This is a genomic window from Haliea atlantica (assembly GCF_054779855.1).
Genome location: NZ_BAAGXL010000025.1, coordinates 1 through 25,691, shown reverse-complemented (window position 1 = coordinate 25,691; position 25,691 = coordinate 1). Strand labels below are relative to the sequence as shown.

The following is a 25,691-nucleotide window of genomic DNA, read 5'->3' as shown; positions in this document are numbered from 1 at the left end:
TGTTGTCATGCCAGGTCGGGAAGGATGAGCGGTGTCAGCTCGGTGCTGTCGCGGACCTCGGCGTCCGCGCCCCAGCTGCCGGGGTCGTCTCCGGGTTCGATATAGCCGTAGCGGGCGGCGATGGTGAACAGTCCGGCGCGGCGGCCGGCCTCGATGTCCCTGAGGTGGTCGCCGACATAAATGCTTTCAGCCGGGTTCACGCCGAGCTGGCTGCAGTTCAGCCACAGCGGCTCGGGGTGTGGTTTGCGCTGGCTGACATCGTCCGGGCACACCAGGCTGCCCAGGGCCGGCTGCAGATCCAGCCGAGCCATCAGGGGCTCGGCGTAGGCCCGGGGCTTATTGGTGGAGACGCCCCAGGGAATGCCGCGTTCGCCGAGTGCGCGCAGCAGATTCTCGATCCCGGGGTAGGGCCTGGCGGTGGTGCCCAGTACCTCACCGTAAAGCTCCAGCAGACGCAGGCGGCGCGTCTCGAATTCGGCATCGTCTTCGCTCAGGTCGAGGGCCAGACTGACCAGGGCGCGGGCGCCGTTGGAGACACTGGCCCGGATGCGCTGGTTGGGCAGCGGCGGCAGTTCGTGTTCCGCGCGCAGGGTCTGTACCACGGTGACAAACTCGTCCGCGGTATCCACCAGGGTGCCGTCGAGGTCGAAGATCACCGCGGCAGGGGGCTGCGGCATGGCACGCGTCATGCGGCCTGCTCCGGCTTGACTGCGCGCACCATGTAATTCACATCCACATCCCGCGGGTTGAGGCGGTAGCGCCGGGTAATCGGGTTGTAGGTGAGCCCGGTCATGCCGGTGAGTTCCAGGCCGGCGGCGCGCAGCCAGGCAGCCAGCTCCGAGGGCTTGATGAACTTGCGGTACTCGTGGGTGCCGGCAGGTAGCAGCTTGAGGATGTACTCGGCACCGACAATCGCGAAGGCGAAGGCCTTGGGGTTGCGGTTGATGGTAGAGAAATACAGCGAGGCCCCCGGTCTGGCGAGCTCGGCGCAGGCGGCGACAACGGCAGCCGGGTCGGGGACGTGCTCGAGCATTTCCAGGCAGCAGACGATGTCGAAATGTCCGGGCAGCTCCGCCGCCAGGTCCTCCGCGGTGCTCTGGCGATAGTCCACCTCGACCCCGGACTCCAGCTGGTGGATGCGCGCCACGGCGAGGGGCGCTTCGCCCATGTCGATGCCGGTAACGCTGGCGCCGCGCTGGGCCATGGCTTCGGCCAGCAGGCCGCCGCCACAGCCGACGTCGAGTAGCGTGCTGTCCGCCACGGGCGAGTGCTCGTCGATCCAGTTGGCGCGCAGGGGGTTGATCTCGTGCAGGGGGCGGAACTCGCTATTGCGGTCCCACCAGCGGGAGGCTAGGGCCTCGAACTTGGCGATCTCCTGGGGGTCGACGTTGGCCTGGGCGGTCATGTGCGGTCTCCTGTTGCGGCAATCCGTTGCTGCCAGTCGCGGCAGCGCTGTTGCAGGGCGTCCCAGTCGAGCGTCAGCAGGCGGCGCTGCTCCAGCAGCGGCTCACCGTCCACCCAGCAGTGAGTGACCTGGCTGCCGTTGCAGGCGTAGACCAGCTGCGACAGGGGGTGGTGGACCGGCTGGGTTTCGGGGCCGGAGAGGTCGATGGCGACCAGGTCGGCGGCCTTGCCGGGTTCGATGCTGCCGATACGATCTTCCAGGCCGAGGGCGCGGGCGCCACCCAGGGTTGCCATTTCCAAAGCCTTTGCCGCGGGGAGTGCGGCGGGGTCTTCAGCCTGCAGTTTCGCCAGCAGGGCGGCGCTGTGCATCTCGCCGAACAGACTGAGATCGTTGTTGCTGGCGGCGCCGTCGGTGCCCAGGGCAACGTTGACCCCGGCGAGCTGCAGGCGGCTCACCGGGCAAATGCCCGAGGCCAGTTTCATGTTGGACTGGGGACAGTGAATAACCTGGGCGCCGGAAGCTGCCAGCAGGGCGATGTCCTGGTCCCCCAGGTCGGTCATGTGCACGCACTGGGTGCGCGGGCCCAGCAGGCCCAGGCGATGCAGGGTGTCCAGCGGGCGTTCGCCACAGCGCTCCACCGCCTGCAGTACCTCGCCGCGAGTTTCGTGCAGGTGGATATGCACCGGCAGGTCCAGCTCGGCGGCGAGTACCGCAATGCGGGAGAGGGTTTCCTCGCCGACCGTGTAGGGGGCGTGGGGGCCGAAGACCACGCTGATACGCTCGTGGTGCTTGTAGTCGTCGCGCAGGGCCAGGCCCTTGTGCAGGTACTCCTCCGGGCCGCTGCCCCAGGCGGTGGGAAAGTCAAAGATCGGGAAGGCCAGCTGGCAGCGCAGGCCGGTTTCCTGTGCCACCCGGGCGGTTTCCTCGGGGAAAAAATACATGTCGGAAAACGTGGTAGTGCCGGCGCGCAGCATCTCTGCCATGGCCAGCAGGCTGCCGTCGCGGACAAATTCGGCGCTGACGTGGGCCTGCTCGGCGGGCCAGATGTGCTCCTGCAGCCAGGGCATCAGCGGGTAGTCGTCGGCATAGCCGCGCAGCAGGCTCATGGCAGCGTGGCCATGGGCGTTCACCAGGCCTGGAATCATCGCGTGTTCGGGCAGCTCGACTTCCCGGGCGGGTGACAGTGCGCGGGCCTGGTGCGTGGGCAGCAGGGCGACAATACGTCCCTGATGGACAACCACGCTGTGATTCTCCAGTACCTGGCCCTCGGGCAGTACGGGGATGATCCAGCGGGGGTGCAGCAGGCTGTCGGGGTGTTCGGGCAGTTCGCTCATGGACTCTCTTGGCTGGTGGTGCCGACAGGGGCGCCAGTATAACCGGATTTGCCGGGTACTTCCCTCGGCCGGCAAAGGCATGGCGGCTGCAGCGCCGATTCCGTATAATTCCCGGTTTACGTCGGCATCGGTGGCAGCGCCCGTGAGGGCCTCGCAACGGGTCGGTTTTGCGCCTCCCCCGGAGGCGGACCGCGTTTGTCGTCTTCAGTGTAAGGAAGCCAGACTACATGGGTGAGCTAGCCAGGGAAATCCTTCCCGTCAATATCGAGGACGAGCTCAAGCAGTCCTACCTGGACTACGCCATGAGCGTGATCGTGGGGCGTGCACTGCCGGATGTGCGGGATGGCCTCAAGCCGGTACACCGGCGCGTCCTGTTCGCCATGAACGAACTCAACAATGACTGGAACAAGGGCTACAAGAAGTCGGCCCGCGTGGTCGGTGATGTCATCGGTAAATATCACCCCCACGGGGACTCTGCGGTCTACGACACCATTGTGCGCCTGGCCCAGCCCTTCTCGATGCGCTACACCCTGGTCGATGGTCAGGGCAACTTCGGCTCCATCGATGGCGACTCCGCCGCGGCCATGCGCTACACCGAGATCCGCATGCGCAAGATCTCCCATGCCATGCTGGCGGATCTCGACAAGGAAACGGTGGATTTCGTCGACAACTACGACGGCACCGAGCGTATTCCGGCTGTGCTGCCCACCCGCGTGCCCAATCTGCTGGTCAACGGCTCCTCGGGTATTGCCGTGGGGATGGCGACGAATATCCCGCCGCACAACCTGCGCGAGGTGGTCAGCGGCTGCCTGGCCCTGCTGACGGACCCGGACATCACGGTCGACGACCTGATGGAATACATCCCCGGGCCCGACTTCCCCACCGCCGGCATCATCAATGGTCGCGCCGGGATTATCCAGGCCTACCGCACCGGTCGCGGGCGTATCTACCTGCGTGCCCGGGCGGAGGTCATCCACGAGGAAAAGAAAGGCCGGGATGTCATCATCATCCACGAGATTCCCTACCAGCTGAACAAGGCGCGCCTGATTGAGCGCATCGCCGAGCTGGTCAAGGAAAAGAAGATCGAAGGCATTTCCGAATTGCGCGACGAGTCCGACAAGGACGGTTTGCGGGTGGTCATCGAGCTGCGTCGCGGTGAGATGGGCGATGTGGTTCTGAACAACCTGTACGCGCAGACCGCGCTGCAGTCGGTGTTCGGGATCAACATGGTGGCCCTGGTGGACGGCCAGCCCAAGGTGCTGAATCTCAAGCAGATGCTCGAGGCCTTCATTCGCCACCGTCGCGAGGTGGTCACCCGGCGCACTGTCTATCTGCTGCGCAAGGCCCGGGAGCGCGGGCACATTCTGGAGGGCCTGGCAGTGGCCCTGGCCAACATCGACCGGGTGATCGAGCTGATCAAGGCCTCTCCCAACCCGGCCCAGGCCCGCGAGCAGTTGATTGCCCAGCCCTGGCTGCCGGGCGAGGTCACCGCGATGCTGGAGCGCGCCGGTGAGGATGCCTGCCGCCCCGACGAGCTGGAGCCCCAGTACGGCCTGCGCGAGGGGCACTATCACTTGTCGCCGGCCCAGGCCCAGGCCATCCTCGAGCTGCGCCTGCACCGCCTGACCGGCCTGGAACACGAGAAGCTGATCAACGAGTACGAAGAGAAGCTCAAGGAGATCTCCGACTACCTGGACATCCTCTCCGACCCGGAGCGCCTCAAGCTGGTGATTCGCGAGGAGCTGGAGGAAATTGCCACCGAGTTCGGCGACGATCGCATCACCGAGATCACCGCCTCGCAGCACGACCTGACGGTGGAGGACCTGATTACCGAGGAAGACCGGGTGGTGACCATTTCCCACCTGGGCTATGCCAAGACCCAGCCGCTGTCCGACTACCAGGCGCAGAAGCGCGGCGGCATGGGCAAGTCCGCCACCTCGGTCAAGGACGAGGACTTCGTCGAGCACCTGCTGATTGCCAGCACCCACGCGACCATTCTGTGTTTCACCAACCTGGGCAAGGTCTACTGGCTCAAGGTCTACCAGATCCCCCTCGCGGGTCGCAATTCCCGCGGGCGCCCCATGGTCAACCTGCTGCCCCTGGACGAGGGCGAGCGCATCACCTCGATCCTGCAGGTCAACGACTACACCCCGGGCTGGTTCATCTTCATGGCCACCGCCGGCGGTACCGTGAAGAAAACCAGCCTGGCGGATTTCTCCCGTCCGCGCAGCGTGGGTCTGCGGGCCATCGAACTGGAGGAAGAGGATATCCTGATCGGCACGGCGCTCACCGACGGCGCCTGTGACGTGATGCTGTTTTCCAGCGAGGGCAAGGCGGTGCGCTTCCACGAGGAGCATGTGCGTGCCATGGGCCGTACCGCCCGCGGGGTGCGCGGCATCCGGCTGGGCGAGGGGCATCAATTGATCTCCCTGATTGTGCCCCGCGAGGGCGGCCGCGTGCTCACCGTCAGTGAAAACGGCTACGGCAAGCGCACCGAGATGGCCGACTTCCCCACCAAGGGGCGCGGCACCATGGGGGTCATTGCCATGGCCACCAGCGAGCGCAACGGGCGCCTGGTGGGTGCCACCCAGGTCTTTGACGGCGACGAGCTGATGCTGATTTCCAACCAGGGCACGCTGGTGCGGACCCGGGCGGAAGAGGTCTCCATCCTCAGCCGCAATACCCAGGGGGTTCGGGTCATTCGCACGCGGCCGGACGAGTCCCTGGTGGGTGTGGAGCGGGTGGCCGAGCCCGAGGATGACGAGGCCGGCGCCGGCGCGCACGATGATGTGAGCGATGGCGCCGATGCCGCACCCGAAAACGACGATTAACCCTGTTGCTACTGTTGAGGAATCACCCTTCATGACCCGCTGCTACAACTTTTGTGCCGGACCCGCGGCCCTGCCCGAACCCGTGCTGGAAACCGCCCGCGATGAGCTGCTGGACTGGCACGGCAGGGGCCTCTCCCTGATGGAGATGAGCCACCGCAGCCCGGAAGTGGTGGGCGTCGTCCAGCGCGCCGAGGCCACCCTGCGGGAACTGCTGGGTATCAGTGACGACTACGCGGTCCTGTTCCTGCAGGGCGGTGCCAGCACCCAGTTTGCCGCCATTCCCCTCAACCTGCTGGGCGAGGGGCAGACAGCCGACTACGTCAACACCGGGCAGTGGTCGAAAAAGGCGATTGCCGAAGCCAAGCGTTTCGGCAAGGTCAATGTTGCCGCCAGCTCCGCGGACACCAACTTCAGCACCATTCCCCCGCAGGCCTCGTGGCAACTGACGCCCGGGGCGGCCTACCTGCACTACACCCCGAATGAAACCATTGGCGGGGTGGAGTACCACTGGGTTCCCGAGGCCGAGGCGCCCCTGGTGGTGGATATGTCCTCCACGATTCTCTCGCGGCCCATCGACGTGTCCCGCTTCGGGGTCATTTACGCGGGGGCGCAGAAAAACATCGGGCCGGCGGGGCTGACCCTGGTGATCGTGCGCCGCGACCTGCTGGGTCGCGCGCAGTCATCCTGCCCGACCATGCTGGACTGGAAGGTCGCCGCCGACAGTGACTCGATGTACAACACGCCGCCGACCTTCGCCCTGTATCTCGCCGGCCTGGTTTTCGACTGGTTGAAGGACCTCGGCGGCCTGTCAGCGATGGAGGCGATCAACCGGCGCAAGGCGGAGAAGCTCTACGCGGCGATCGATGGCAGTGATTTCTACGCCAACCCGGTCGAGTTGCCCAGCCGGTCGCTGATGAACGTGCCCTTTACACTCGCGGATGACAGTCTGGACAAGACCTTCCTCAAGGAGTCGGAGGCTGCCGGCCTGCTCAATCTCTCCGGCCACCGCTCGGTGGGCGGCATGCGTGCGAGCATCTACAACGCGGTCAGCGAGGAGGCAGTGGATGCCCTGATCGCCTTCATGCGCGACTTCGAACAGCGCTACGGCTGAGCGGCGGGCCGGGTTTATGACGGATACCAGGGATCTGCAGCAGGTCAGGGACGACATTGATGCCATTGATCAGGAGATACAGCGCCTGATCAACCGCCGCGCCGAGTGTGCCCAGCGGGTGGCCGAAATCAAGCTGGCGGAGGTGCTGGCGGCCCAGGAGCGGGGCGAGGACCCGGGGGAGGTGGTGTACTACCGCCCCGAGCGGGAAGCCCAGGTCCTGCAGCGTATCAAGGAGCGCAATGGCGGGCCCCTGGACGCCGCCACCGTGGCACATATCTTTCGCGAGGTGATGTCCGCCTGCCTGGCCCTGGAGCGCCCCCTGCAGGTGGCCTACCTGGGGCCGGAGGGGACCTTTACCCAGGCGGCGGCCCTCAAGCATTTCGGGCACGCGGCGCTGTGCGTCAGTCAGCCGACCATCGACGCGGTCTTCGCCCAGGTGGAGTCGGGGGAATGCAACTACGGTGTGGTCCCGGTGGAGAACTCCACCGAAGGCATGGTCAGCCACACACTGGACAACTTCATGGATTCGTCGCTGAAAATCGCCGGCGAAGTGGAAATGCGTATTTCACACCACCTGCTGGTAGCGCCCGGCACCGGCGCCGGTCAGGTGACCCGCATCTGCGCCCACCAGCAGGCACTGGCCCAGTGCCGCAACTGGCTGGATCGCCACTGGCCCGGGGTGGAGCGCGAAGCGGTGAGCAGCAACGGCGAGGCCGCGCGGCTGGCGGCCCACACGCCGGGTGTGGCGGCTGTTGCGGGTGACATGGCGGCGGAGTGGTACCACCTGGACCGCCTGGCCGAGCATATTGAAGACTACCCGGACAACACCACCCGCTTCCTGGTGGTCGGGCGCGAGGAAGTGCCCCCGAGTGGTCGCGACAAGACCTCCCTGATTGTCTCCAGCCGCAACCGGCCAGGGGCACTGTTCGACCTGCTGGACCCCTTCCGTCGCGCGGGGGTCAGTCTGACCCGTATCGATACCCGCCCCTCGCGCACCGAAAAGTGGGCCTATGTCTTTTTTATCGAGTTCGAAGGGCACATGCAGGACGACACGATTCGCGGCATCGTCGCCGAGCTCGAGGAGCAGTCGATTCTGCTCAAGCCCCTGGGGTCCTACCCGCGGGCCGTGCTGTGATGGCGGCCAGCGAGGAAAGCAGCGCCCCGACTGTCGTCATCGCGGGCCTGGGCTTGATCGGCGGGTCACTCGCCGCCAGCCTGAAGGCGACCGGTTTCTGCCAGCGCTGTCTGGGATGGGGACATCGCGAAGCCTCCCTGGCCCGTGGGGTGGAACTGGGTATCATCGATGACTACACACTGGACCTGGATGAGGCCCTGGCCGAGGCCGATATCCTGGTGCTGGCGACGCCGACCCTGGTGGCCGAGGCACTGCTGAGGGAGATATTGCCCCGTTTGCGCGAGCGGCCGCGGCCTCCGGTGATCACCGACGTGGCCAGCGTCAAGGGCAACCTGTGGCGCGCCGCCCGCGCAGCCTGGGGCGACCGGCACCCGCCGCGGCTGGTGCTGGCGCATCCGATTGCCGGCTCCGAGCGCAGCGGCGTGGATGCCGCCAATGCCCAGTTATTTGTCAATCACCGGGTGATAGTGACTCCCGATGCCGACAACGACCCGGCGGCGGTGGCCCTGGTCCGCGCGATGTGGGCCAGCACCGGCGCGGAGGTGGTGGACATGGCGGTGGAGGCTCACGACCGGGTGCTTGCGGCCACCAGCCACCTGCCCCATGTCCTGGCCTACGCCCTGGTGGATGCGCTGGCGTCGAGTGATGCCAGTGAGGACATTTTCCGCTTTGCCGCGGGCGGCTTTCGCGATTTCACCCGCATTGCCTCCTCCGACCCGGTCATGTGGCGGGATATTGCCATTGCCAACGCGCCGGCGCTGCTGCAGTCGATCGACCGATTCAGCGAGCACCTGCAGGCAGTGCGCGGTGCGATTGAGCGCGCGGATGCGGACGCGCTCCACGATACGTTCACCCGGGCCAAGTCGGCCCGTGACGAATTTTCCAGGCTGCTGGCGTCTCGCGGCCAGTCTTGAGCCTGACAGCAGCCCATAGAGAGAGACCTGTGATGGAATTCCAGTTAATGCCCGGCGGTGTGATCAGTGGCGAGGCGCGGGTCCCGGGGGACAAGTCGATCTCCCACCGCTCGATCATGCTCGGCGCGATTGCCGAGGGCACCACCCGTATCAGCGGATTTCTCGAGGGCGAGGATGCCCTGGCCACGGTGGCGGCTTTTCGCGCCATGGGCGTGGACATCGAGGGACCCGAGGACGGTGAAGTGACCGTCCGTGGCGTGGGGCTGCACGGTCTGCGTGCACCGGATACCGCACTGGACATGGGCAATTCGGGTACCAGTATCCGCCTCCTGTCCGGCCTGCTGGCGGGTCAGTCCTTCGATGTCGAGCTGACCGGCGACGTGTCCCTGTGCAAGCGCCCGATGGGTCGCGTCATGGACCCCCTCCGCTTGATGGGCGCGCGCATCGAGGGCACCTCGACGGGAACGCCGCCCCTGCGAATCCAGGGCGGTACCCCGCTGCGGGGAATCCACTACGATCTGCCCATGGCCAGTGCCCAGGTGAAGTCCTGCGTGCTGCTGGCAGGTCTGTACGCCGAGGGCCGCACCTCGGTGACCGAGCCCGCACCGACCCGCGACCACACCGAGCGCATGCTGGGCGGTTTTGGCTGCCCGGTCAGCGTGGAGGACGGTGTGATCGCCGTCACCGGCGGCAGTGCGCTGACCGCGACCGAGATCGACGTGCCCGCGGATATCTCCTCGGCAGCCTTTTTCCTGGTGGCGGCGAGCATCGCACCGGGCTCGGACCTGCTGCTGACCCACGTGGGGATCAACCCGACTCGCATCGGCGTGATCAATATTCTGCGCGCCATGGGGGCCGACCTGACCCTGAAAAATGAGCGCACGGTCGGCGGCGAGCCGGTCGCCGACATTCGGGTACGCTACGCGCCCCTGCGCGGTATCGAGATTCCCGCCGAGCAGGTGCCCCTGGCGATTGATGAATTCCCGGCGCTTTTTGTGGCTGCCGCCTGTGCCGAGGGCACCACGGTGCTGCGCGGGGCGGAGGAACTCCGGGTCAAGGAGAGCGACCGCATCGCCGCCATGGCCGAGGGACTTTCCACCCTGGGTGTGCGCAATGAGGTGCTGGAGGACGGCATTGTCATCGAGGGCGGACGCCTCGGCGGCGGCGAGATACACACTTACCACGATCATCGCATCGCCATGTCCTTTGCCATCGCCGCCCTGCGGGCGGAGGAGGAGATCCGCATTCTCGACTGCGACCATGTCGCCACTTCCTTCCCCGGTTTTGATGCCCTGGCCCGGGGACTCGGGCTGCAGATCACCGCGAGGGCGGAATGAATCGGGCGCAGGTTCCGGTGATCGCGGTAGACGGCCCCAGTGGCGCCGGCAAGGGCACGCTCTGCCACCGTCTCGCCCGCGCCCTGGACTGGCACCTGCTGGACAGCGGCGCCCTGTACCGCGTCACCGGCCAGGCCTGTGTCCTGGACGGTATCGACTGGGCGGATCACGAGGCGGTCACGGAGGTGGCGCGTCACCTGCAGGTGGCATTCGAAACCGCCCCCTCCGGTGAGGTCCTGGTGACCTATCGCGGTCGGGATATCAGCCGCGCGATCCGCACCGAGGAGGGCGGTCGCGGCGCCTCTACCGTGGCGGCGATTCCCGCCGTACGCGAGGCCCTGCTGGCGCGACAGCGTGAGTTCCGCCAGCCCCCCGGGCTGGTCGCCGACGGTCGCGACATGGGCACCGTGGTCTTCCCGGATGCGCCGCTCAAGGTCTTCCTGACCGCGAGCGCGGAGGAGCGCGCCCGGCGCCGATACCTGCAGTTGCTCGAAAAGGGAGAAAATGTTAGTCTCCCGCGCCTTCTCGAGGACATCGAGGAGCGCGACGCGCGCGATAGAAGCCGTGCCGTGGCGCCCCTGATGCCCGCCGAGGATGCCGTCGTTATCGACAGCAGTCAGCTGCCCATCGAGGATGTTTTCGATCGTGTTATGGCGACTGCCCGAGAGCGGGGCCTGGTGTAATGCAAGTTTGTTTCCGGTCGTGGCCGATGCCAGTTGCGGTGCGATCGGGATATTTGATGGTATGACCCGCGTCTGCTGGCGGCGCGGCAAGGTGGGCAACCGCCGTAATCACTTTTACAGGTAATGTCTAATGAGCGAATCTTTCGCTGAACTCTTTGAAGAGAGCTTGAAGACCGTCGAGATGGAGCCGGGCAGTATTGTCACCGGCGTCGTCATCGACATAGATAACGAGTGGGTCACCGTCCATGCCGGCCTGAAGTCGGAAGGCGTGATTCCTCGTGCCCAGTTCGTCGATTCCGCAGGCAACTGCGATCTGAGCATCGGCGATGAAGTCCAGGTGGCCCTGGAAACCGTGGAAGACGGTTTCGGCGAGACCCGCCTGTCCCGCGAGAAGGCCAAGCGCGCCGAGTCCTGGAAGGAGCTGGAAGCGGCCTTCGAGGCCGACGAGGTGGTCAAGGGTGTCATCAACGGCAAGGTCAAGGGTGGCTTTACCGTGGATATCAACAGCATCCGCGCCTTCCTGCCCGGTTCGCTGGTGGATGTGCGCCCGGTGCGCGACACCACGCACCTGGAGAACAAGGAACTCGACTTCAAGGTCATCAAGCTCGACCAGAAGCGCAACAACGTGGTGGTATCCCGCCGCGCGGTCATGGAAGAAGCCAACAGCGCCGAGCGCGAAGCCCTGCTGGAATCCCTGCAGGAAGGCATGGCCGTCAAGGGTATCGTCAAGAACCTCACCGACTACGGCGCCTTCGTCGACCTGGGTGGTGTTGACGGTCTGTTGCACATTACCGACATGGCCTGGAAGCGGATCAAGCACCCCTCCGAGATCGTCGAAGTGGGTCAGGAGATCGAGGTCAAGATCCTCAAGTTCGACCGCGAGCGCAACCGCGTGTCCCTGGGTCTCAAGCAACTGGGCGCCGATCCCTGGGTCGACATCACCCAGCGCTACCCGGAAGGCAGCCGCGTCAAGGCGCGGGTCACCAACCTCACCGACTACGGCTGCTTCGCCGAGCTGGAAGAGGGCGTGGAAGGCCTGGTTCACGTCTCCGAAATGGACTGGACCAACAAGAACGTGCATCCCTCCAAGGTTGTCCAGCTGGGCGACGAAGTCGAGGTCATGGTGCTGGATATCGACGAAGACCGTCGCCGCATCTCCCTCGGCATCAAGCAGTGCCAGCAGAACCCCTGGGACGCCTTTGCCGCCTCCTACAGCAAGGGCGACAAGATTGCCGGCACCATCAAGTCGATCACCGACTTCGGCATCTTCATCGGTCTGGAAGGCAACATCGACGGGCTTGTGCACCTCTCCGACATCAGCTGGAACGAAGCTGGTGAAGAAGCGGTACGCAACTACAAGAAGGGCGACGAGATCGAGACGGTCATCCTGTCCATCGACCCCGAGCGCGAGCGCATCTCCCTGGGCATCAAGCAGCTGGAGGATGACTCCTTCTCCGGTTACGTCGGCGAGCACGATCGCGGTGCGATTGTCACCGGCGAAGTGATCGAAGTGGATGCCAAGTCGGTTGTCGTGCGCCTGGCGGACGACGTCGAAGGCCTTCTCAAGGCTTCCGATATCAGCCGCGAGCGCGTGGAAGATGCCCGCAACGTGTACAAGGTCGGCGACAGCGTGGAAGCCAAGATCGTTTCCGTGGATCGCAAGAACCGTACCGTTGGTCTGTCGGTCAAGGCCAAGGACTACCACGACGAGAAAGAGGCCGTGAAGTCGCTGCGCGACCAGGAAGAGTCTCTCTCTCCGGGTACCATTGGCGACCTGATCAAGGCGCAGATGGAGAAGTAATCTCCCTTGGTTCCGGACGCGCCCAGGTGCGTCCGCAGGCAATTCGGAAAAAGCCCGCGCATGCGGGCTTTTTTCTTTGCAAAATAACAAGTTGCGCTTGACCTTCGGCGCGGTCACAATAGCTCGGAGGGGCACTGTTATCCGCTTGCTCACGGGGGGCCTATGACCAAGAGTGAATTGATAGAGGCGATCGCTGCGCGCCAGAGCCAACTGTCCCACAAGGACGTCGAGCTGGCGGTGAAGACCATACTCGAGCACATGTCGGAAGCCCTGGCGGGTGGCGAACGCATTGAGATTCGCGGCTTCGGCAGTTTTTCCCTGCACTACCGCGAGCCCCGCCGGGGTCGCAACCCCAAGACGGGGGACACCGTGGAGTTGAGCGGCAAATACGTGCCCCATTTCAAGCCTGGCAAGGAACTGCGGGAGCGAGTGAACCTCGGCCTGCAGGGTGGCCTGTGAAAGTTCTGCGTACGCTGGTCTACCTGCTGGTTCTGCTGGCGACCACAGCCGGGGGCGTGTTGTTCGCCCTGCAGAATACCCAGCCCGTCCCCCTCGATCTGCTGGTCTATCAGTTTGCCGAGCGCAGTTTGGCCCTGTGGGTGCTCGCGGCCCTGGGGGTCGGCGGTATCCTCGGTTTACTGGCCTCCGGCCTGATCATTCTCCGCCTGCGCACGCGCCTCGGGGTAGCCCGGCGCAACCTGGCACGCACACAAACCGAACTCGATCGCCTGCGGCTGGGCGGAATCAAGGACAGTGAATAACCTGCTGGGCCTGGCGGTGCTGTTTGCGGCCGTGGCCGCCGGCTGGTGGCTCGGACGGCGCAGTGCGCAGCCCCCCTCCGTAGGCATGCTGCCCGGTCAGTACTACAAGGGCCTAAATTACCTGCTGGATGACCGCCCCGATGGCGCTGTCGATGCCTTCATCAACGCGCTGGAAGTCAACAGCGAGACCCTGGAGACCCACATCGCCCTGGGCAACCTGTTGCGCAAGCGCGGGGAGGTTGATCGCGCCATTCGTATTCACCAGAACCTGCTGGCTCGGCCGAGCTTGCCCCGCGCCCAGGTGCACCAGGCGCATCTGGAGCTGGCCCGGGACTACATCAGCGCCGGTTTGTTTGACCGTGCGGAGCGCCTGCTCAAGGACCTGGTCAGCCATTCGCCGGAGCAGCGACGGGCGAGCTTGCGTTACCTCCTGGAAATTTTCCAGAGCCAGCGGGAGTGGCAGCAGGCCATCGATACCGCCACCGCGTTGCTGCCTCGGCGCGGGCTCCTCGGTGGCGGCGGCGCTGCTGTGCCACTGGGGGCCAATCGGCAGCCGGTCAACGTGGCGCTCGCACACTACCACTGCGAGCTTGCCGATGACTTGAGTGGCGCCGGGCGGCGCGGTGATGCCCGCCGCGAGCTGCAGCGGGCATTGAGTCAGGATCGTCACTGTGTGCGGGCGTCGCTGATGCTGGCCCAGCTGGATTTCGATGACGGTGAGTATCGGCAGGCAATTCGCTGGCTCAAGCGCGTCGGGGAGCAGGACCCGGACCTGCTCGCCGAGGCGGTACCGCAGCTGCGTGCCTGCTACCACGCACTGAATGACGAGCAGTCGCTTTGCGCCTACCTGCAGGACTGCCTGCAGATGCACCCCGGTGTACCGCTGCTGCTGGCCACGACCGAGGAACTGGGGCGGCGTGACGGACCGGCCGCCGCCGCGGCCTTTCTTTCCCACAGTTTGTCGGAGCAGCCCTCGCTGCGGGGCCTGGCCAGATTGCTGCAACTGCAGTTGCGCGTGGTGGGCGAGGGCGCGCGCGAGCAGCTCGAGCAGCTGCGGGCCCTGCTGGACAAATTGACCGTGGAACAGCCCACGTACCGGTGCAGCCACTGTGGCTTTGCCGGCCGGCAGTTGCACTGGTTCTGCCCCGGCTGCAAGCACTGGGGTACGGTGAAGCCACTTCGGGGCGGTCGCACCGAGGCCTTCTAGTCAATGGAACGAGGAATTGTCATGACACCACCTGTGCTGGTCGCACTGGATTTTCCCGATGCTGCCTCCGCACTGGCGCTGGCGGACCGCCTGTCGCCCGAACTGTGCCGGCTGAAGGTCGGCAAAGAGCTGTTCACACGCTGTGGCCCCAGCCTGGTAGAGCAGCTTCAGCAGCGCGGTTTCGAGATATTCCTCGACCTCAAGTTCCACGACATACCCAACACCGTCGCCGGTGCGGTCAGAGCCGCGGCGGAGCTCGGTGTGTGGATGGTCAACGTGCACGCCAGTGGTGGGCGGCGCATGCTGGAAGCGGCCAGAGAAGCGCTCTCAGGCTTCAGCCAGCCGCCCCTGCTGATCGCCGTGACGGTGCTGACCAGCTTTTCCCAGGAGGACCTGAGTGAACTGGGGGAGACCGGGAGTATCGAGGAGCGGGTGTTGCGGCTGGCACGTTTGAGTGCGCAATGCGGTCTGGACGGGGTGGTGTGCTCGGCACTGGAGGCGCCGCTGCTGCGGCGTGAACTGGGGCCGGACTTCCAGCTGGTATCCCCCGGGATCCGGCTGGCGGGAGACAGTGCCGACGATCAGCGTCGCGTGGTGACACCGGCCCGTGCCCTGGAACTCGGTGTCAGTCACCTGGTGATTGGTCGCTCCATCGCCGGCGCGGTCGACCCGCTGGCGGCCCTGCAGCGGGTGCATGCGGAGCTGCAGGTGGCCCCGCACGGTCAAATGTGAGCAAGTGGCGGCAGCTTCCCGTGGGTCTCGCTATACTCCCCGTTGATACGGGTGCGCAAGGATGCGACGACGTAACAAGGAGGCTACACCATGAACCAGTCACTATGTGCAAACAACAAACTCTCCCACGGTGCAATCGCAGGGCTTCTGTCCCTGGTGTTCGCGCTGTTTATCACACTCTCCCCGGTCCCCGGCAAGGCGGAACAGGCGGAGCCACCGCCGCCGGTGACCCAGGTCAACATCAATACCGCGGACGCCAATACCCTCGCCCAGCAGCTACAGGGCGTCGGTGTTGCGCGGGCGCAGGAAATCATCCGCTATCGCGAGCAGTACGGGCCCTTTGCCAGTATCGAGGAACTGTCGGAGGTGAAGGGCATCGGGCCCGCAACCCTCGAGCGCAATCGTGCGCTGATCACCCTGGAATAGACGTTTCGCATCCGTATCCCCGGGGGGCGTGGCCCCCCGTTTTTGTGTACCCGCTACCCGGAGAATCCTGGCAGCAGACGGGGGGGCTGCCGTGCGTGCGGTGGTAACGGGCGCCACGGGTCTGATCGGCCGGGAGTTGACCCGCCAGCTGCTTGTCCGTGGCGATGACGTCATCCCGGTGAGCCGCAACGGGGGCAGTCTGCCCGCAGGGCCAAGGGTGCAGGCGGTTGACCTGGAGCGGGCAAGCATGCCGCGGGAGCTTCTGGCGGGGGTCGATACTCTCTACCACCTTGCCGGCGTGGCTCATCAGCAGGCCAGGGAGGCGCGTTATCAGCGCTTGAATGTGGACGCGACTGTCACCCTGGCCCGCGAGGCCTTGAGCGCGGGTGTGCGTACCTTTGTTTTTGTCAGTAGTGTCAAGGCCATGGGGCCGGCGCGGGATGAACGCCCGCGTGATGAGTCAGACCTCAGTCACTGTGTCGATGCCTACGGTGCCTCGAAACGCGCCGCGGAAGCGGCCTTGTGCGAACTGCTGGATGGCGGCCCCATGCGGCTGGTGATTATCCGCCCGGCCTTGGTCTACGGCGGCCCCTTGCGCGGCAACCTGCGCTGGATGCGTCTGGCCGCCCGCCTCGGTCTGCCCCGGCCCCCCGAACGGGGCGGGCGATCGATGATAGGTTTGGCTGATCTGGTCGATCTTCTCTGCCGTCTGCCGCGGGAGCCGTGGAGCGATGATGCGGCGTCATCTCCCCTGATTGTCACCGATGGCGAGTGTTACAGCAGTCAACGTATCTACGACAGCATGCGTATCGCAGGGGGCCGCAGCCCGCGTCGGGGGCGCGGCAGTCTCGTCTTCTGGTGGCTTGCTGCCCTGGGGCTGGATGTCCTGCTGCGACAGCGGCCAGGAACGCATTTTCGCAAGCTGTTTGGCTGGGAGCGCTACACGTCGAGGCGCCTTCTCGCCTTGGGCGATTGGCGCCCCCGGGAGACGCTGGAGTCGACAGTCGGTGGCGAGACAGGGGCCCCGCGGTGAGTAGCTTGCTGCTGGCACCACTACTGAGTGCGCTCTTGTGCGGCCTGGTCTGGGCTCTGGCCAAGCGCTGGCAGTGGTTGGACCTGCCGAATGGGCGCAGCTCGCATCAGCGGGCCACGCCCCACGGTGGCGGGATCGGTCTGTTGCTGGCCTTTGCGGTATTGGTGCTGGCTCGGGAGGAGCCATGGGCGGGCGACTACCTGGTGCTGCTGGGGCTGTCTCTGGGGCTGATGCTGTTGGGCGCACTGGACGATCGTTGGTCACTCCCCGTGCTTCTCCGGCTGGCAGCCTATGCCGGTGCCTGCCTGGCCCTGGTTTTGTCGGCGCCACATCCCGCGGGTTTCTGGTGGGCCTGGCTGGCGCTGCCGCTAATGCTCTGGCTGGTCAATCTTTACAATTTCATGGACGGTATCGATGGTCTGGCGGCGCTCCAGGCCCTGCTCGCTGCAGGTAGCATCGCCGTGCTGGCCTGGCTTGGCGGGCACGGCGAGTACGCACGCTACTGCGCCCTGCTGGCGGCGTGCATACCGGGCTTCCTGTGCTGGAACTGGCCGCCGGCACGCCTGTTCATGGGCGATGCGGGGAGTATTCCCCTGGGCTTCCTGCTGGGTGGCCTGGCCTGGCTGGGCTGGGTGCAGGAGAGCGTGCCCCCTGGGTGTTGGGCGGTGCTGCTGGCTGTCTTTGTGTCCGACAGTACCTTTACCTTGTTGTCGCGTTGGTACCGGGGCGCACGTATCACAGAGGCGCACCGCGAGCACGCCTACCAGCGTCTGGCGCGCCATTGGGCGTCGCACGCGCGGGTGGACCTGCTGCTGATGGTCATTTATCTGGCCTGGCTGTTGCCCCTTACACTGACGATTTGGTGGCGTCCTGAATTCCAGGCAAGCGTGGTACTTTTAGCCTATTTTCCCCTGTTGTTCGGCATGGTCATCATCCGGCGATTGCCGTAGTATCTTTGCGGGTGCACGCCGGGTTCCTTCAACCCTTCTGGCGTGCCCTGTCGAGTGGGGAGGTTTTTTGCTGAATCGTCTTGGCCATATTGTGCTGCAAGCGATATCCGGGGTCCTGGGAAGTGTGCGTGACGCCCTGGAAAAACTGATAGAGCTGCCGCGCAATATCAAGCAGGCTCTACTGCTCGGTCTCGACATGCTGTTTGTCTCGGCGGCCATGTGGGCCGCCGTGGCCATCCGCCACGGCCACACCCAGATCACCTTCGGGCCGGTGGAAATCTTCTGCGGCGCCTTCACGGTGTTTGCCAGTGCCATCATCTTCCTGCGTCTGGGGCTCTACCGCGCCGTCATCCGCTTCATGGGCCAGCAGGCCATCTGGGCCGTTATCACCGCTGTCAGCTATTCCACACTGGTGCTGGCGGCGTCCGTCTTCCTTACCCAGGCCGCGGTGCCCCGGGCCATGCCCTTCATTTACTGGGGGGTAGCGCTGCTGCTGGTCGGCGGTTCCCGGCTCACGGTCCGCGCCTGGTACCAGGCGCGCCTGCGGGCGAAAAGTCGCAATGTGATCATTTACGGCGCGGGGGAGTCCGGCCGCCAGCTGGTGACTGCCCTGCACCACGGTGAACAGTACCGGGTGGTTGCCTTTGTTGACGACGATCCCCTGCTGCAGCACTCGGTGATCAATGGCCTGCAAGTGGCGCGGCCGGAAGACGTCAAACGCCTGATCAACGAGCACAACATTACCCAGGTCCTGCTGGCGATTCCCTCCGCGTCTGCCGATCGACGGCGTGAGATCATCAACTCCCTGGTGGGCCTTCCGGTACATGTGCGTACCGTGCCGCGGATCAATGAACTGGTCTCGGGCCGCGCCAGTGTCAACCAGATCCAGGATGTCGACCTGGATGACCTGCTCGGACGCGATCCGGTACCGCCGCATCCGGAACTGATCGATCGCTGTATCACCGACAAGGTGGTCATGGTGACTGGGGCCGGTGGCTCGATTGGCTCCGAGCTTTGCCGTCAGATCCTTACCTCGGGGCCCCGCGAGCTGCTGCTGCTCGACAACTCCGAATTCGCGCTCTACCAGATCGAGCGGGAGCTGCGCGAGCTGAAGCGGGTGACCGGCTCCAGTGTTGACGTCATTGCCTTGCTCGGCACCGTGCAGAATCAGGCGCGGCTGGAAACCATCTACCGCACCTTTGGAGTCCAGACGGTCTATCATGCGGCCGCGTACAAACACGTACCCATGGTGGAGTACAACGTTGCCGAAGGGGTTGCCAACAATGTCTTCGGCACCTGGTATGCGGCCGAGGCCGCGCGCAAGGCGCGAGTGGAAACCTTCGTCCTGATTTCCACGGACAAGGCCGTGCGACCGACCAATGTCATGGGCGCCTCCAAGCGCTTTGCCGAAATGGTGCTGCAATCCCTCGCCGAGCGGGAGTCGGGTACCCGCTTCTGCATGGTCCGATTTGGCAACGTGCTGGGTTCCTCCGGCTCCGTCGTGCCCCTGTTTCGCGAGCAGATTGCCAAGGGCGGGCCGGTCACGGTGACCCACCCCGAGGTTTCGCGTTACTTCATGAGCATTCAGGAAGCGGCGCAACTGGTATTGCAGGCGGGTGCCATGGGCACCGGTGGCGATGTCTTTGTACTGGACATGGGCGAGCCGGTGAAAATTGTCGATCTGGCCAAGCGCATGATCCGGCTCAGCGGTTACGAGATGCGCATGGATCAGCATGCCCAGGATCACATTCAGATCGAGTTCATCGGTCTGCGACCGGGGGAAAAGCTTCGCGAGGAACTCCTGCTCGGCAGTAACGTCACCGGGACCGGTCACCCGATGATCATGCGGGCAGAAGAAGAAGGCCTTTCATACAAGCAGATGAACCGCTACCTGCTGGAGCTGATAGAGTATTGCGATACCATGGACTGTGCCGGTATCACCTCGGTGTTGACGGCCGCGGTGAGCGGCTTCAGCCGGCACGAGACACGCCACGATCATGTGTGGTGCAAGCAGGGCAGGGCCGGTCGGGTCACCTTGGCCAAGCCGAAGGTGCCGGCCGCCGCTGCGGTATCCAATGTCCAGGAGCTGTTTCCGGACAAGCTCTGAATTTTCTCGGGAAATAAATCATGACCGCATACGACGTCTTCAATGGTGACGCCGATGGCATCTGTGCCCTGGTGCAATTGCGCCAGGTCGAACCTCGCGAAGCTCAGCTGGTAACCGGGGTCAAGCGCGATATCAACCTCCTCAAGCGCGTTAGCGCAAACCCCGCCGACTGCGTGACGGTGCTGGATGTCTCCCTCGACAAGAATCGCGAGGATCTGCAGCGCCTGCTCGAGGAGGGCGCCGAGGTATTCTACTGTGACCATCACTACGCCGGCGAGATTCCGGATCACTCGGCCCTGCAGACCCTGATCAACCCTGCACCCGAAGTTTGCACCAGCCTGCTGATCAATGGCCACCTGAAGGGCGCGCGGGCGGCCTGGGCCGTGGTCGGCGCTTTCGGTGACAACCTTCGGGAAAGCGCCCGCCGCGCCGCGGCGCCACTGGGGCTCGACGAGGCCCTGCTGGCGCGCTACGAAGACCTGGGTATCTACATCAACTACAACGGCTATGGCTCCGCGCTGGAGGACCTGCATTTCCGGCCCGAGGAGCTCTACCGCCTGCTGCTGCCCCATGCAGACCCACGGGGCTTCATGGAGGATGGCCGCGAGCACTTCCAGCGGCTGGAACAGGGCTACCAGGCGGACATGGCCGCGGCGGCCTCACTCGCGCCCCTGCACGCCACCGATCATGCGGCCGTGTTCCTGCTTCCGGACGAGCCCTGGGCGCGCCGTGTCAGCGGCGTGTACAGCAACGACCTGGCCAACGAGAATCCCGGCCGCGCCCACGCGGTGGTCACGCACCGTGCCAGCGGCAACTACCAGGTCAGTGTCCGCGCGCCACTGGAAAACCGCGTGGGTGCCGACGAGCTTTGCCGTCAGTTTCCCACCGGGGGCGGCCGTTCGGCGGCGGCGGGTATCAACGAGCTGCCGCCGGAATCCCTGCAGGACTTTGTCGACGCTCTGCTACGCTTCTACCGTTAATCCCCGGGCAGCGGAGGAGCTGCGATGGACTGGGACGATCTCAAGGTGGTGCTGGCGCTGTATCGCCGCGGCTCGGCCCGGGGCGCGGCCCAGGAACTGGGTGTCAGCAATTCCACCGTGACCCGCCGCCTGGATGACCTCGAGCAGCAACTCCGGGCGCGCTTGTTTGACCGCACCCCCGAGGGCTATCGCATCACCGCCGCGGGCGAGGCACTCCTGCCCAGCGCCGAGCATGTCGAGGAGCTGCTGCTGGCAGCGGAACGGCGTATCGCCGGTGGTGATCAGCACCTCGAAGGCAGCATCCGTCTGACCGCGCCGGATGTTGCCGGCATGGGCTTTCTGATCCGTCGCCTCGCGGCCTTCGCCGAGGACTATCCGGGTATCGAACTCGAACTGATGCCCAGCTACGACACCCTGGACCTGAGTCGTCGGGAAGCGGATATCGCGATTCGCGTGCTGCCGGCGGGCAGTCGCCCGCCCGAATACCTGATCGGCCGCTACCTGGCCCCCCTGACGGCCTCTGCTTACGTGCACCGCGATCTGCTGAACTCGGCGCATCCGGAAGATATCGCCCACCTGAGCTGGATCGGCAAACACCCGGCCGGCCATGAGGAAACCTGGCTGTCACAGACCGACTTTCCCCAGCTGCCTGTGCGGCACGCCATCATGAACGTCAACCTGCTGGTGGAAGCGGTGCGCTGTCGCATGGGCGTGGCCTTCATGCCCTGCTTTGCCGCCTACGCAGAAGATGAAATTGTGCGCGTACCTGGCGCCTCCATTGTGCACCAGTCCGACATGTGGGTGCTCACCCACAAGGACCTGCGGGTGAGCGCGCGCATGCGTATGCTCCGCGAGGTGATTGCCGAGGAGTTTGCGAAGATTCGTCCACGCCTGGATTCTCGCCTCCGCTGACACCGGCCGAGTGTCGCGGCTCGCGTGCCGCGGACGGGCCCGTGTGTTCAGTGCCGACTGCCGCGCTGCATGCCGCCGGTGAGGGCGATGCGCATGCCGTCCTCCACGCTGATGTCCAGCGCTTTGACCTTGCTCGCCTCGATATACAGTGTGTAGCCGCCAATCTGGTAGCTCATGGGCAGATAGACACCGATCATCCGCTGCTCGCTGTCGGGGAACAGGCTCTGGGCGACCTTGCGCGCGGTGACAAAGCCGATCAACCAGGTGTTTTCCCTGACCTCCACCAGAACCACGGAGTCTGCTTCCTTGCCCTCGTTGAGGGTGAAGGCGCGCATGAAGTCCTTGATTGCGCCGTGTATCGACTTGATCAGGGGAATGCGGTCGAGCAGGCTCTCCCCCGCCTGGATCAGATAGCGGATGACATAGGCCTTGACCAGCAGGCCGATCAGTACCAGCAGGAGAAAGCCCGAGAGCACCCCGAGCCCTTGAAAATAATAGTCATCGGGTATCACCAAGCGAATCAGCTGACCGGCCAGGTTCTCCATCCGGGTCAGCAGCCAGTAGACGAGGTAGAGGGTCAGTGCAACCGGCAGCACCGCCGCGAGCCCCTGCAGGGCCAGGGTGAACAAGCGTTTCATGGTGATCCTCCTGTGGACTGGGGGCAGTGTGCGGGAATCCGCCGGGGCAGGGAAGGGTGGGGTGCCCGTATTTGCAGCGGCCGCGATCATTTGTGGGTATTACGCGCATAATCGGGTAGGGCTAAGCTGGCTCCACCTACCAATGGAGGAGGCAGAACAATGAAATCACGGTTTGTATTTGCAGCAGCAATCGTTCTTGGCGTCAGTGCCGGGTCGGTGCTCGCCGACAACGATCAGGTAGACCACCGGCGTTGCCAGGCGGCCATCGGTGACGCCCTGGGGGAAAACACCGCGACCCGCCTGTACGATATACGCCACCGGCGCAGCGGCGATCGACTGGTTTTCAAGGCGATTCCGCAAGTGGGCGGCAGCCTGATGCTGGATTGCTGGGTCTACCGCAATGGCGGGCTGAGCCTGGTGACGCGTGATGGTCTGGTGCTGCTCGGCCCGCGTGACGACGAGGCCGAGCAGCTCACCCTGAGCGAGTAAGGTAGGTCAGGACTCGATTTCGTCGACGTCGATCTGTCCAGTGAGGCGTCGGCGAATATGTGACCAGGAAATCCCTACCGCGAGTAGCACCGACAGGAGTGACAGGACCAGCCAGCTGATGACGCCGGGGTTTTCCAGGCTGAGCCAGCCCAGGTCCACGAACAGCCAGATTATCGCGGCAAACAGCGCGGCTCCGAGGAGCACGCCCAGCCAGCCGAGGGACATGAAGGTAGCGCGCAGGTAGATAATCCAGCCAATCAACAGCACCAGGCCGACAATCACCACCAGAGGTTCAAGCCGCAGCCCTTCCTCACCGATCAGCCAGCCGAGGTAGGACCACCCGGTGGGGTTCCAGGTGCCGAACACCAGCAGCAGGGCAAACAGAAGGCGTAGCAGAAAGCTGCTGAAGTCGAAGCTGTGATACATGGCAGGTCCCCGTGAGTTTTGCGCAACGCTAAATCAAAAGCCGTGCAGCGGCAAGGTGCTTGCGCCATCCGCGGTGTCCCACTGCCAGTCCAGCAGCCTGGCCAGACGCAGAAAATCCGCGCCTGGCGAACTCTGCAGCGTGAGCGGCTGACCGGTCGCGGGATGCATGAGTGTCAACCCGATACAGGCCAGCATCAGCCGGCGGCAGCCGAGCTGGTCCGCCAGGAAACGGTTGTGGTGGCTCTTGCCGTAGTTGGCATCGCCGAGGATGGGGTGACTGATGTGCTTCATGTGCCGGCGCAGCTGGTGCCGGCGCCCGGTACTCGGACGCAGTTCCACCAGGGAATAGCGGCTGGTGGCATAGCGATCAACATGCGCGGGCAACTCGACCCGCGCGAGGCGCTGCAGCGAGGTCTGGGCCGAGAGGTATTGTGCCTCGAGGCGCCTGCCCGGATCGCAATCGTCGACTGGAATCTTCACCGGATGATCAATGGCAAGCTGCAGCGGACAGTAGCCCCGCAGCAGGGCCAGGTAGCGTTTGTCCACTGTCCGACCAGCAAACTGGGCTGAAAGATTTTGGGCGCTTTCGGCTGACAGGGCGAATACCAGCAGGCCCGAGGTGGGCTTATCCAAACGATGTGCGGGCCAGACCCGCTGACCGATTTGCTGGCGCAGTACTTGTACCGCGAAGCGTGTCTCATGCCGGTCTATCGGGCTGCGGTGCACCAGCAAGCCCGGGGGTTTGTTGATGACCACCAGGCTGTCATCCCGGTAGACGATGTCCAGTGGGCTCATCGGCGCCCCGTGTCGGTTTCCACGCAAAACGTCCCCGCGTCATCTAATCAGGTTTGGCCCCGGTCGCGGGGCGCTCAGTATACCCCGGTACCTGGCGCTGCGAGTGCAGATGGGCCGATCGTCCGTTTGCCAGGTGGTGGCAGTCTGTCTACCCTGTGGGTACGCCGTTTCTGTCAGATCACTGTCAAGGAGGTACGTTTATGACTGACCAGCCATTCCTGACCGACGTGAAAACCCTGCGCGAGCGCGCTCGCAAACACATCGAGGAGGGGGCGGTCACGGCTGGCTACGGCGCGAATCGCGAGACCGTCCTCAAAGTCCTGAACGAAGCACTGGCAACCGAGCTGGTGTGTGTATTGCGTTACAAGCGGCACTACTACATGGCGTCGGGACTTAACGCCCAGGGCGCGCAACACGAATTTCTCGAGCATGCCCAGGAAGAGCAGGATCACGCCGACCAGCTCGCGGAGCGCATTACCCAGCTCGGCGGTGAGCCTGACTTCAACCCGGACACCCTGACCCTGCGCAGCCATGCGGAGTACAAGGAAGGCACATCTGTCACGGACATGATCAAGGAGGATCTGATCGCGGAGCGAATCGCCATCGAATCCTACCGGGAATTCGCGGAGTACCTGGGCAACGACGACCCGGTCACCCGCCGCATGATCGAAGACATCCTGGCGACCGAGGAGGAGCACGCGGACGACCTGGCGGGCCTGATCTCACGGATGGATGGTGCCTGATCGCAATCGTTGTTTAGTTTCCCGAGCATCAAGCGGACAGGAGCATGGGCGTGAGGGATTTTCCCGCTCTCTGGCATGAGGCTGTCACCACCAGTCTGGGCTTTTTCTGGATGGCGCTGTGGGCCTTTGTTCTGGGCTATGTCATCAGCAGCCTGATTCAGGTCCTGGTGACCCGGAGGCGAATGCAGAGAGCGATGGGCAAGGATGGTGTGCGCAGTGTTGCCCTGGGGACTTTTTTTGGTTTCCTGTCCAGTTCCTGCAGCTTTTCCGCACTCGCCACGACGCGCGCGATCTTCAATAAGGGGGCCGGCCTGGCCCCTTCCCTGGCTTTCATGTTGGCCTCTACCAATCTGGTCATTGAGCTGGGCATGGTCATCGCCATCTTTCTCGGATGGCAATTCGTGGTCGGTGAGTATGTCGGAGGTATCCTGCTGATCCTGGTGACCTGGCTGCTGATTCGTGTAACGCGGCCCCGTCGTCTGGAAGCCCAGGCACGCAGAGAGGCGGATGAGGGCCACGAGGATGGCGACGGTGGTGGTAAAACCTGGAAGGAGAAAGTTACCAGTGCTGAGGGCTGGCAGGAGATTGGTCAAACCTATGTGATGGAATGGCAGATGGTCTGGAAGGATGTTCTGATCGGCTTCACGGTCGCAGGCATCATTTCGGCCATGGTGCCGGCGAGTTTTTTTGAGGCCTTGTTCATGGGGTCAGGTGGCCAAAACGCTGCCAACCCCGGGTTTCTGGCGGTGCTTTCCCAAACGCTGGTGGGGCCCCTGGCTGCCTTCTTCACCTTTATCGGTTCCATGGGCAACATCCCGCTGGCAGCTGTCCTGTTTACTCAGGGCGTATCCTTTGCCGGGGTCATGGCCTTTATCTTTTCGGTTCTTCGTCATTTCATGTGGATTTCAGGATCGAGCCCGCAGGGCTGGCAATCAGGTAGA

At 64.5% G+C, this 25,691-nt stretch carries 25 protein-coding genes and 1 pseudogene; 20 read left to right on the top strand and 6 right to left on the bottom strand.

The genetic code is table 11. From position 1 onward, the window contains the following. Window positions 1-5: 5 nt before the first annotated feature. The 3 genes from ACYVGS_RS15775 to ACYVGS_RS15765 are packed head-to-tail and all read right to left on the bottom strand — an operon-like array spanning window position 6 to window position 2,739. The gene (locus tag ACYVGS_RS15775) at window positions 6-689 is read right to left on the bottom strand and encodes an HAD family hydrolase (RefSeq protein WP_460589642.1); all 684 of its coding nucleotides are present in this window, start codon (window positions 687-689) and stop codon (window positions 6-8) included. Next, complete coding sequence (gene ubiG / locus ACYVGS_RS15770; protein WP_460589641.1) at window positions 686-1,405, bottom strand: bifunctional 2-polyprenyl-6-hydroxyphenol methylase/3-demethylubiquinol 3-O-methyltransferase UbiG; 720 nt, start codon at window positions 1,403-1,405, stop codon at window positions 686-688. The genes ACYVGS_RS15775 and ubiG overlap by 4 nt, the downstream gene beginning before the upstream one ends. Further along, window positions 1,402-2,739, bottom strand: a complete 1,338-nt coding sequence (locus ACYVGS_RS15765) for a TRZ/ATZ family hydrolase (RefSeq protein ID WP_460589640.1) — start codon at window positions 2,737-2,739, stop codon at window positions 1,402-1,404. Before ACYVGS_RS15765 ends, ubiG begins: the two co-directional genes overlap by 4 nt. 227 nt (window positions 2,740-2,966) lie before the next feature. Between ACYVGS_RS15765 and gyrA the strand changes: the two genes are divergently transcribed. The 17 genes and pseudogenes from gyrA (at window position 2,967) to ACYVGS_RS15680 (ending at window position 21,659) form a co-directional block, all read left to right on the top strand. Continuing rightward, complete coding sequence (gene gyrA / locus ACYVGS_RS15760; protein ID WP_460589639.1) at window positions 2,967-5,570, top strand: DNA gyrase subunit A; 2,604 nt, start codon at window positions 2,967-2,969, stop codon at window positions 5,568-5,570. Between the two features lie 31 nt (window positions 5,571-5,601). Beyond that, the gene (gene serC, locus ACYVGS_RS15755) at window positions 5,602-6,681 is read left to right on the top strand and encodes a 3-phosphoserine/phosphohydroxythreonine transaminase (RefSeq protein WP_460589638.1); all 1,080 of its coding nucleotides are present in this window, start codon (window positions 5,602-5,604) and stop codon (window positions 6,679-6,681) included. Window positions 6,682-6,697: 16 nt separating this feature from the next. Continuing rightward, window positions 6,698-7,816, top strand: a complete 1,119-nt coding sequence (gene pheA / locus ACYVGS_RS15750) for a bifunctional chorismate mutase/prephenate dehydratase (protein WP_460589637.1) — start codon at window positions 6,698-6,700, stop codon at window positions 7,814-7,816. Further along, entirely contained in the window at window positions 7,816-8,730 is a 915-nt protein-coding gene (locus ACYVGS_RS15745) for a prephenate dehydrogenase/arogenate dehydrogenase family protein (RefSeq protein WP_460589636.1), read from the top strand. The genes pheA and ACYVGS_RS15745 overlap by 1 nt, the downstream gene beginning before the upstream one ends. Window positions 8,731-8,762: 32 nt before the next feature. Then, complete coding sequence (gene aroA, locus ACYVGS_RS15740) at window positions 8,763-10,067, top strand: 3-phosphoshikimate 1-carboxyvinyltransferase (RefSeq protein WP_460589635.1); 1,305 nt, start codon at window positions 8,763-8,765, stop codon at window positions 10,065-10,067. Continuing rightward, window positions 10,064-10,750 (top strand): (d)CMP kinase, encoded by a 687-nt coding sequence (gene cmk, locus ACYVGS_RS15735; RefSeq protein WP_460589634.1) that lies wholly within the window; start codon window positions 10,064-10,066, stop codon window positions 10,748-10,750. The genes aroA and cmk overlap by 4 nt, the downstream gene beginning before the upstream one ends. Window positions 10,751-10,880: 130 nt before the next feature. Continuing rightward, a complete protein-coding gene (gene rpsA, locus ACYVGS_RS15730; RefSeq protein WP_460589633.1) occupies window positions 10,881-12,551 on the top strand; it encodes a 30S ribosomal protein S1 in 1,671 nt (556 codons plus the stop codon). A 159-nt stretch (window positions 12,552-12,710) separates the two neighbouring features. After that, a pseudogene (gene ihfB, locus ACYVGS_RS15725) lies at window positions 12,711-13,010 on the top strand (integration host factor subunit beta); the annotation flags it as partial. Then, on the top strand, window positions 13,007-13,312 hold the full coding sequence (locus ACYVGS_RS15720) for a LapA family protein (RefSeq protein ID WP_460589632.1): 306 nt from the start codon (window positions 13,007-13,009) through the stop codon (window positions 13,310-13,312). The pseudogene ihfB and the gene ACYVGS_RS15720, both read left to right, overlap by 4 nt. After that, the gene (lapB, locus tag ACYVGS_RS15715) at window positions 13,305-14,519 is read left to right on the top strand and encodes a lipopolysaccharide assembly protein LapB (protein WP_460589631.1); all 1,215 of its coding nucleotides are present in this window, start codon (window positions 13,305-13,307) and stop codon (window positions 14,517-14,519) included. Before ACYVGS_RS15720 ends, lapB begins: the two co-directional genes overlap by 8 nt. 21 nt (window positions 14,520-14,540) lie before the next feature. Continuing rightward, on the top strand, window positions 14,541-15,251 hold the full coding sequence (gene pyrF / locus ACYVGS_RS15710) for an orotidine 5'-phosphate decarboxylase (protein WP_460589630.1): 711 nt from the start codon (window positions 14,541-14,543) through the stop codon (window positions 15,249-15,251). Between the two features lie 90 nt (window positions 15,252-15,341). Further along, entirely contained in the window at window positions 15,342-15,677 is a 336-nt protein-coding gene (locus ACYVGS_RS15705; RefSeq protein WP_460589629.1) for a ComEA family DNA-binding protein, read from the top strand. Window positions 15,678-15,768: 91 nt separating this feature from the next. Further along, the gene (locus ACYVGS_RS15700) at window positions 15,769-16,710 is read left to right on the top strand and encodes a Rossmann-fold NAD(P)-binding domain-containing protein (RefSeq protein WP_460589628.1); all 942 of its coding nucleotides are present in this window, start codon (window positions 15,769-15,771) and stop codon (window positions 16,708-16,710) included. Further along, entirely contained in the window at window positions 16,707-17,660 is a 954-nt protein-coding gene (locus ACYVGS_RS15695) for an MraY family glycosyltransferase (RefSeq protein WP_460589627.1), read from the top strand. The genes ACYVGS_RS15700 and ACYVGS_RS15695 overlap by 4 nt, the downstream gene beginning before the upstream one ends. A gap of 67 nt (window positions 17,661-17,727) precedes the next feature. Next, window positions 17,728-19,767 (top strand): polysaccharide biosynthesis protein, encoded by a 2,040-nt coding sequence (locus tag ACYVGS_RS15690; protein WP_460589626.1) that lies wholly within the window; start codon window positions 17,728-17,730, stop codon window positions 19,765-19,767. A 20-nt stretch (window positions 19,768-19,787) separates the two neighbouring features. Then, the gene (locus ACYVGS_RS15685; RefSeq protein ID WP_460589625.1) at window positions 19,788-20,747 is read left to right on the top strand and encodes a DHH family phosphoesterase; all 960 of its coding nucleotides are present in this window, start codon (window positions 19,788-19,790) and stop codon (window positions 20,745-20,747) included. Window positions 20,748-20,771: 24 nt separating this feature from the next. Beyond that, a complete protein-coding gene (locus ACYVGS_RS15680) occupies window positions 20,772-21,659 on the top strand; it encodes a LysR family transcriptional regulator (protein WP_460589624.1) in 888 nt (295 codons plus the stop codon). Between the two features lie 47 nt (window positions 21,660-21,706). Here ACYVGS_RS15680 and ACYVGS_RS15675 read toward each other — a convergent pair whose 3' ends face one another. Further along, a complete protein-coding gene (locus ACYVGS_RS15675; protein WP_460589623.1) occupies window positions 21,707-22,297 on the bottom strand; it encodes a DUF502 domain-containing protein in 591 nt (196 codons plus the stop codon). A gap of 159 nt (window positions 22,298-22,456) precedes the next feature. On the opposite strand from ACYVGS_RS15675, the gene ACYVGS_RS15670 reads away from it, so the two are divergent. Further along, window positions 22,457-22,786 (top strand): hypothetical protein, encoded by a 330-nt coding sequence (locus tag ACYVGS_RS15670; protein WP_460589622.1) that lies wholly within the window; start codon window positions 22,457-22,459, stop codon window positions 22,784-22,786. Window positions 22,787-22,792: 6 nt separating this feature from the next. On the opposite strand, the gene ACYVGS_RS15665 is transcribed toward ACYVGS_RS15670, so the two are convergent. Both ACYVGS_RS15665 and ACYVGS_RS15660 read right to left on the bottom strand, forming a co-directional pair. Beyond that, window positions 22,793-23,212 (bottom strand): DUF6524 family protein, encoded by a 420-nt coding sequence (locus tag ACYVGS_RS15665; RefSeq protein ID WP_460589621.1) that lies wholly within the window; start codon window positions 23,210-23,212, stop codon window positions 22,793-22,795. A 33-nt stretch (window positions 23,213-23,245) separates the two neighbouring features. After that, complete coding sequence (locus tag ACYVGS_RS15660) at window positions 23,246-24,007, bottom strand: pseudouridine synthase family protein (protein WP_460589620.1); 762 nt, start codon at window positions 24,005-24,007, stop codon at window positions 23,246-23,248. A gap of 200 nt (window positions 24,008-24,207) precedes the next feature. On the opposite strand from ACYVGS_RS15660, the gene ACYVGS_RS15655 reads away from it, so the two are divergent. Both ACYVGS_RS15655 and ACYVGS_RS15650 read left to right on the top strand, forming a co-directional pair. Then, window positions 24,208-24,750, top strand: a complete 543-nt coding sequence (locus tag ACYVGS_RS15655; RefSeq protein ID WP_460589619.1) for a ferritin-like domain-containing protein — start codon at window positions 24,208-24,210, stop codon at window positions 24,748-24,750. Window positions 24,751-24,800: 50 nt separating this feature from the next. Beyond that, window positions 24,801-25,691 (top strand): permease (locus ACYVGS_RS15650; RefSeq protein ID WP_460589618.1); only part of this gene is annotated, 891 nt, incomplete at its 3' end.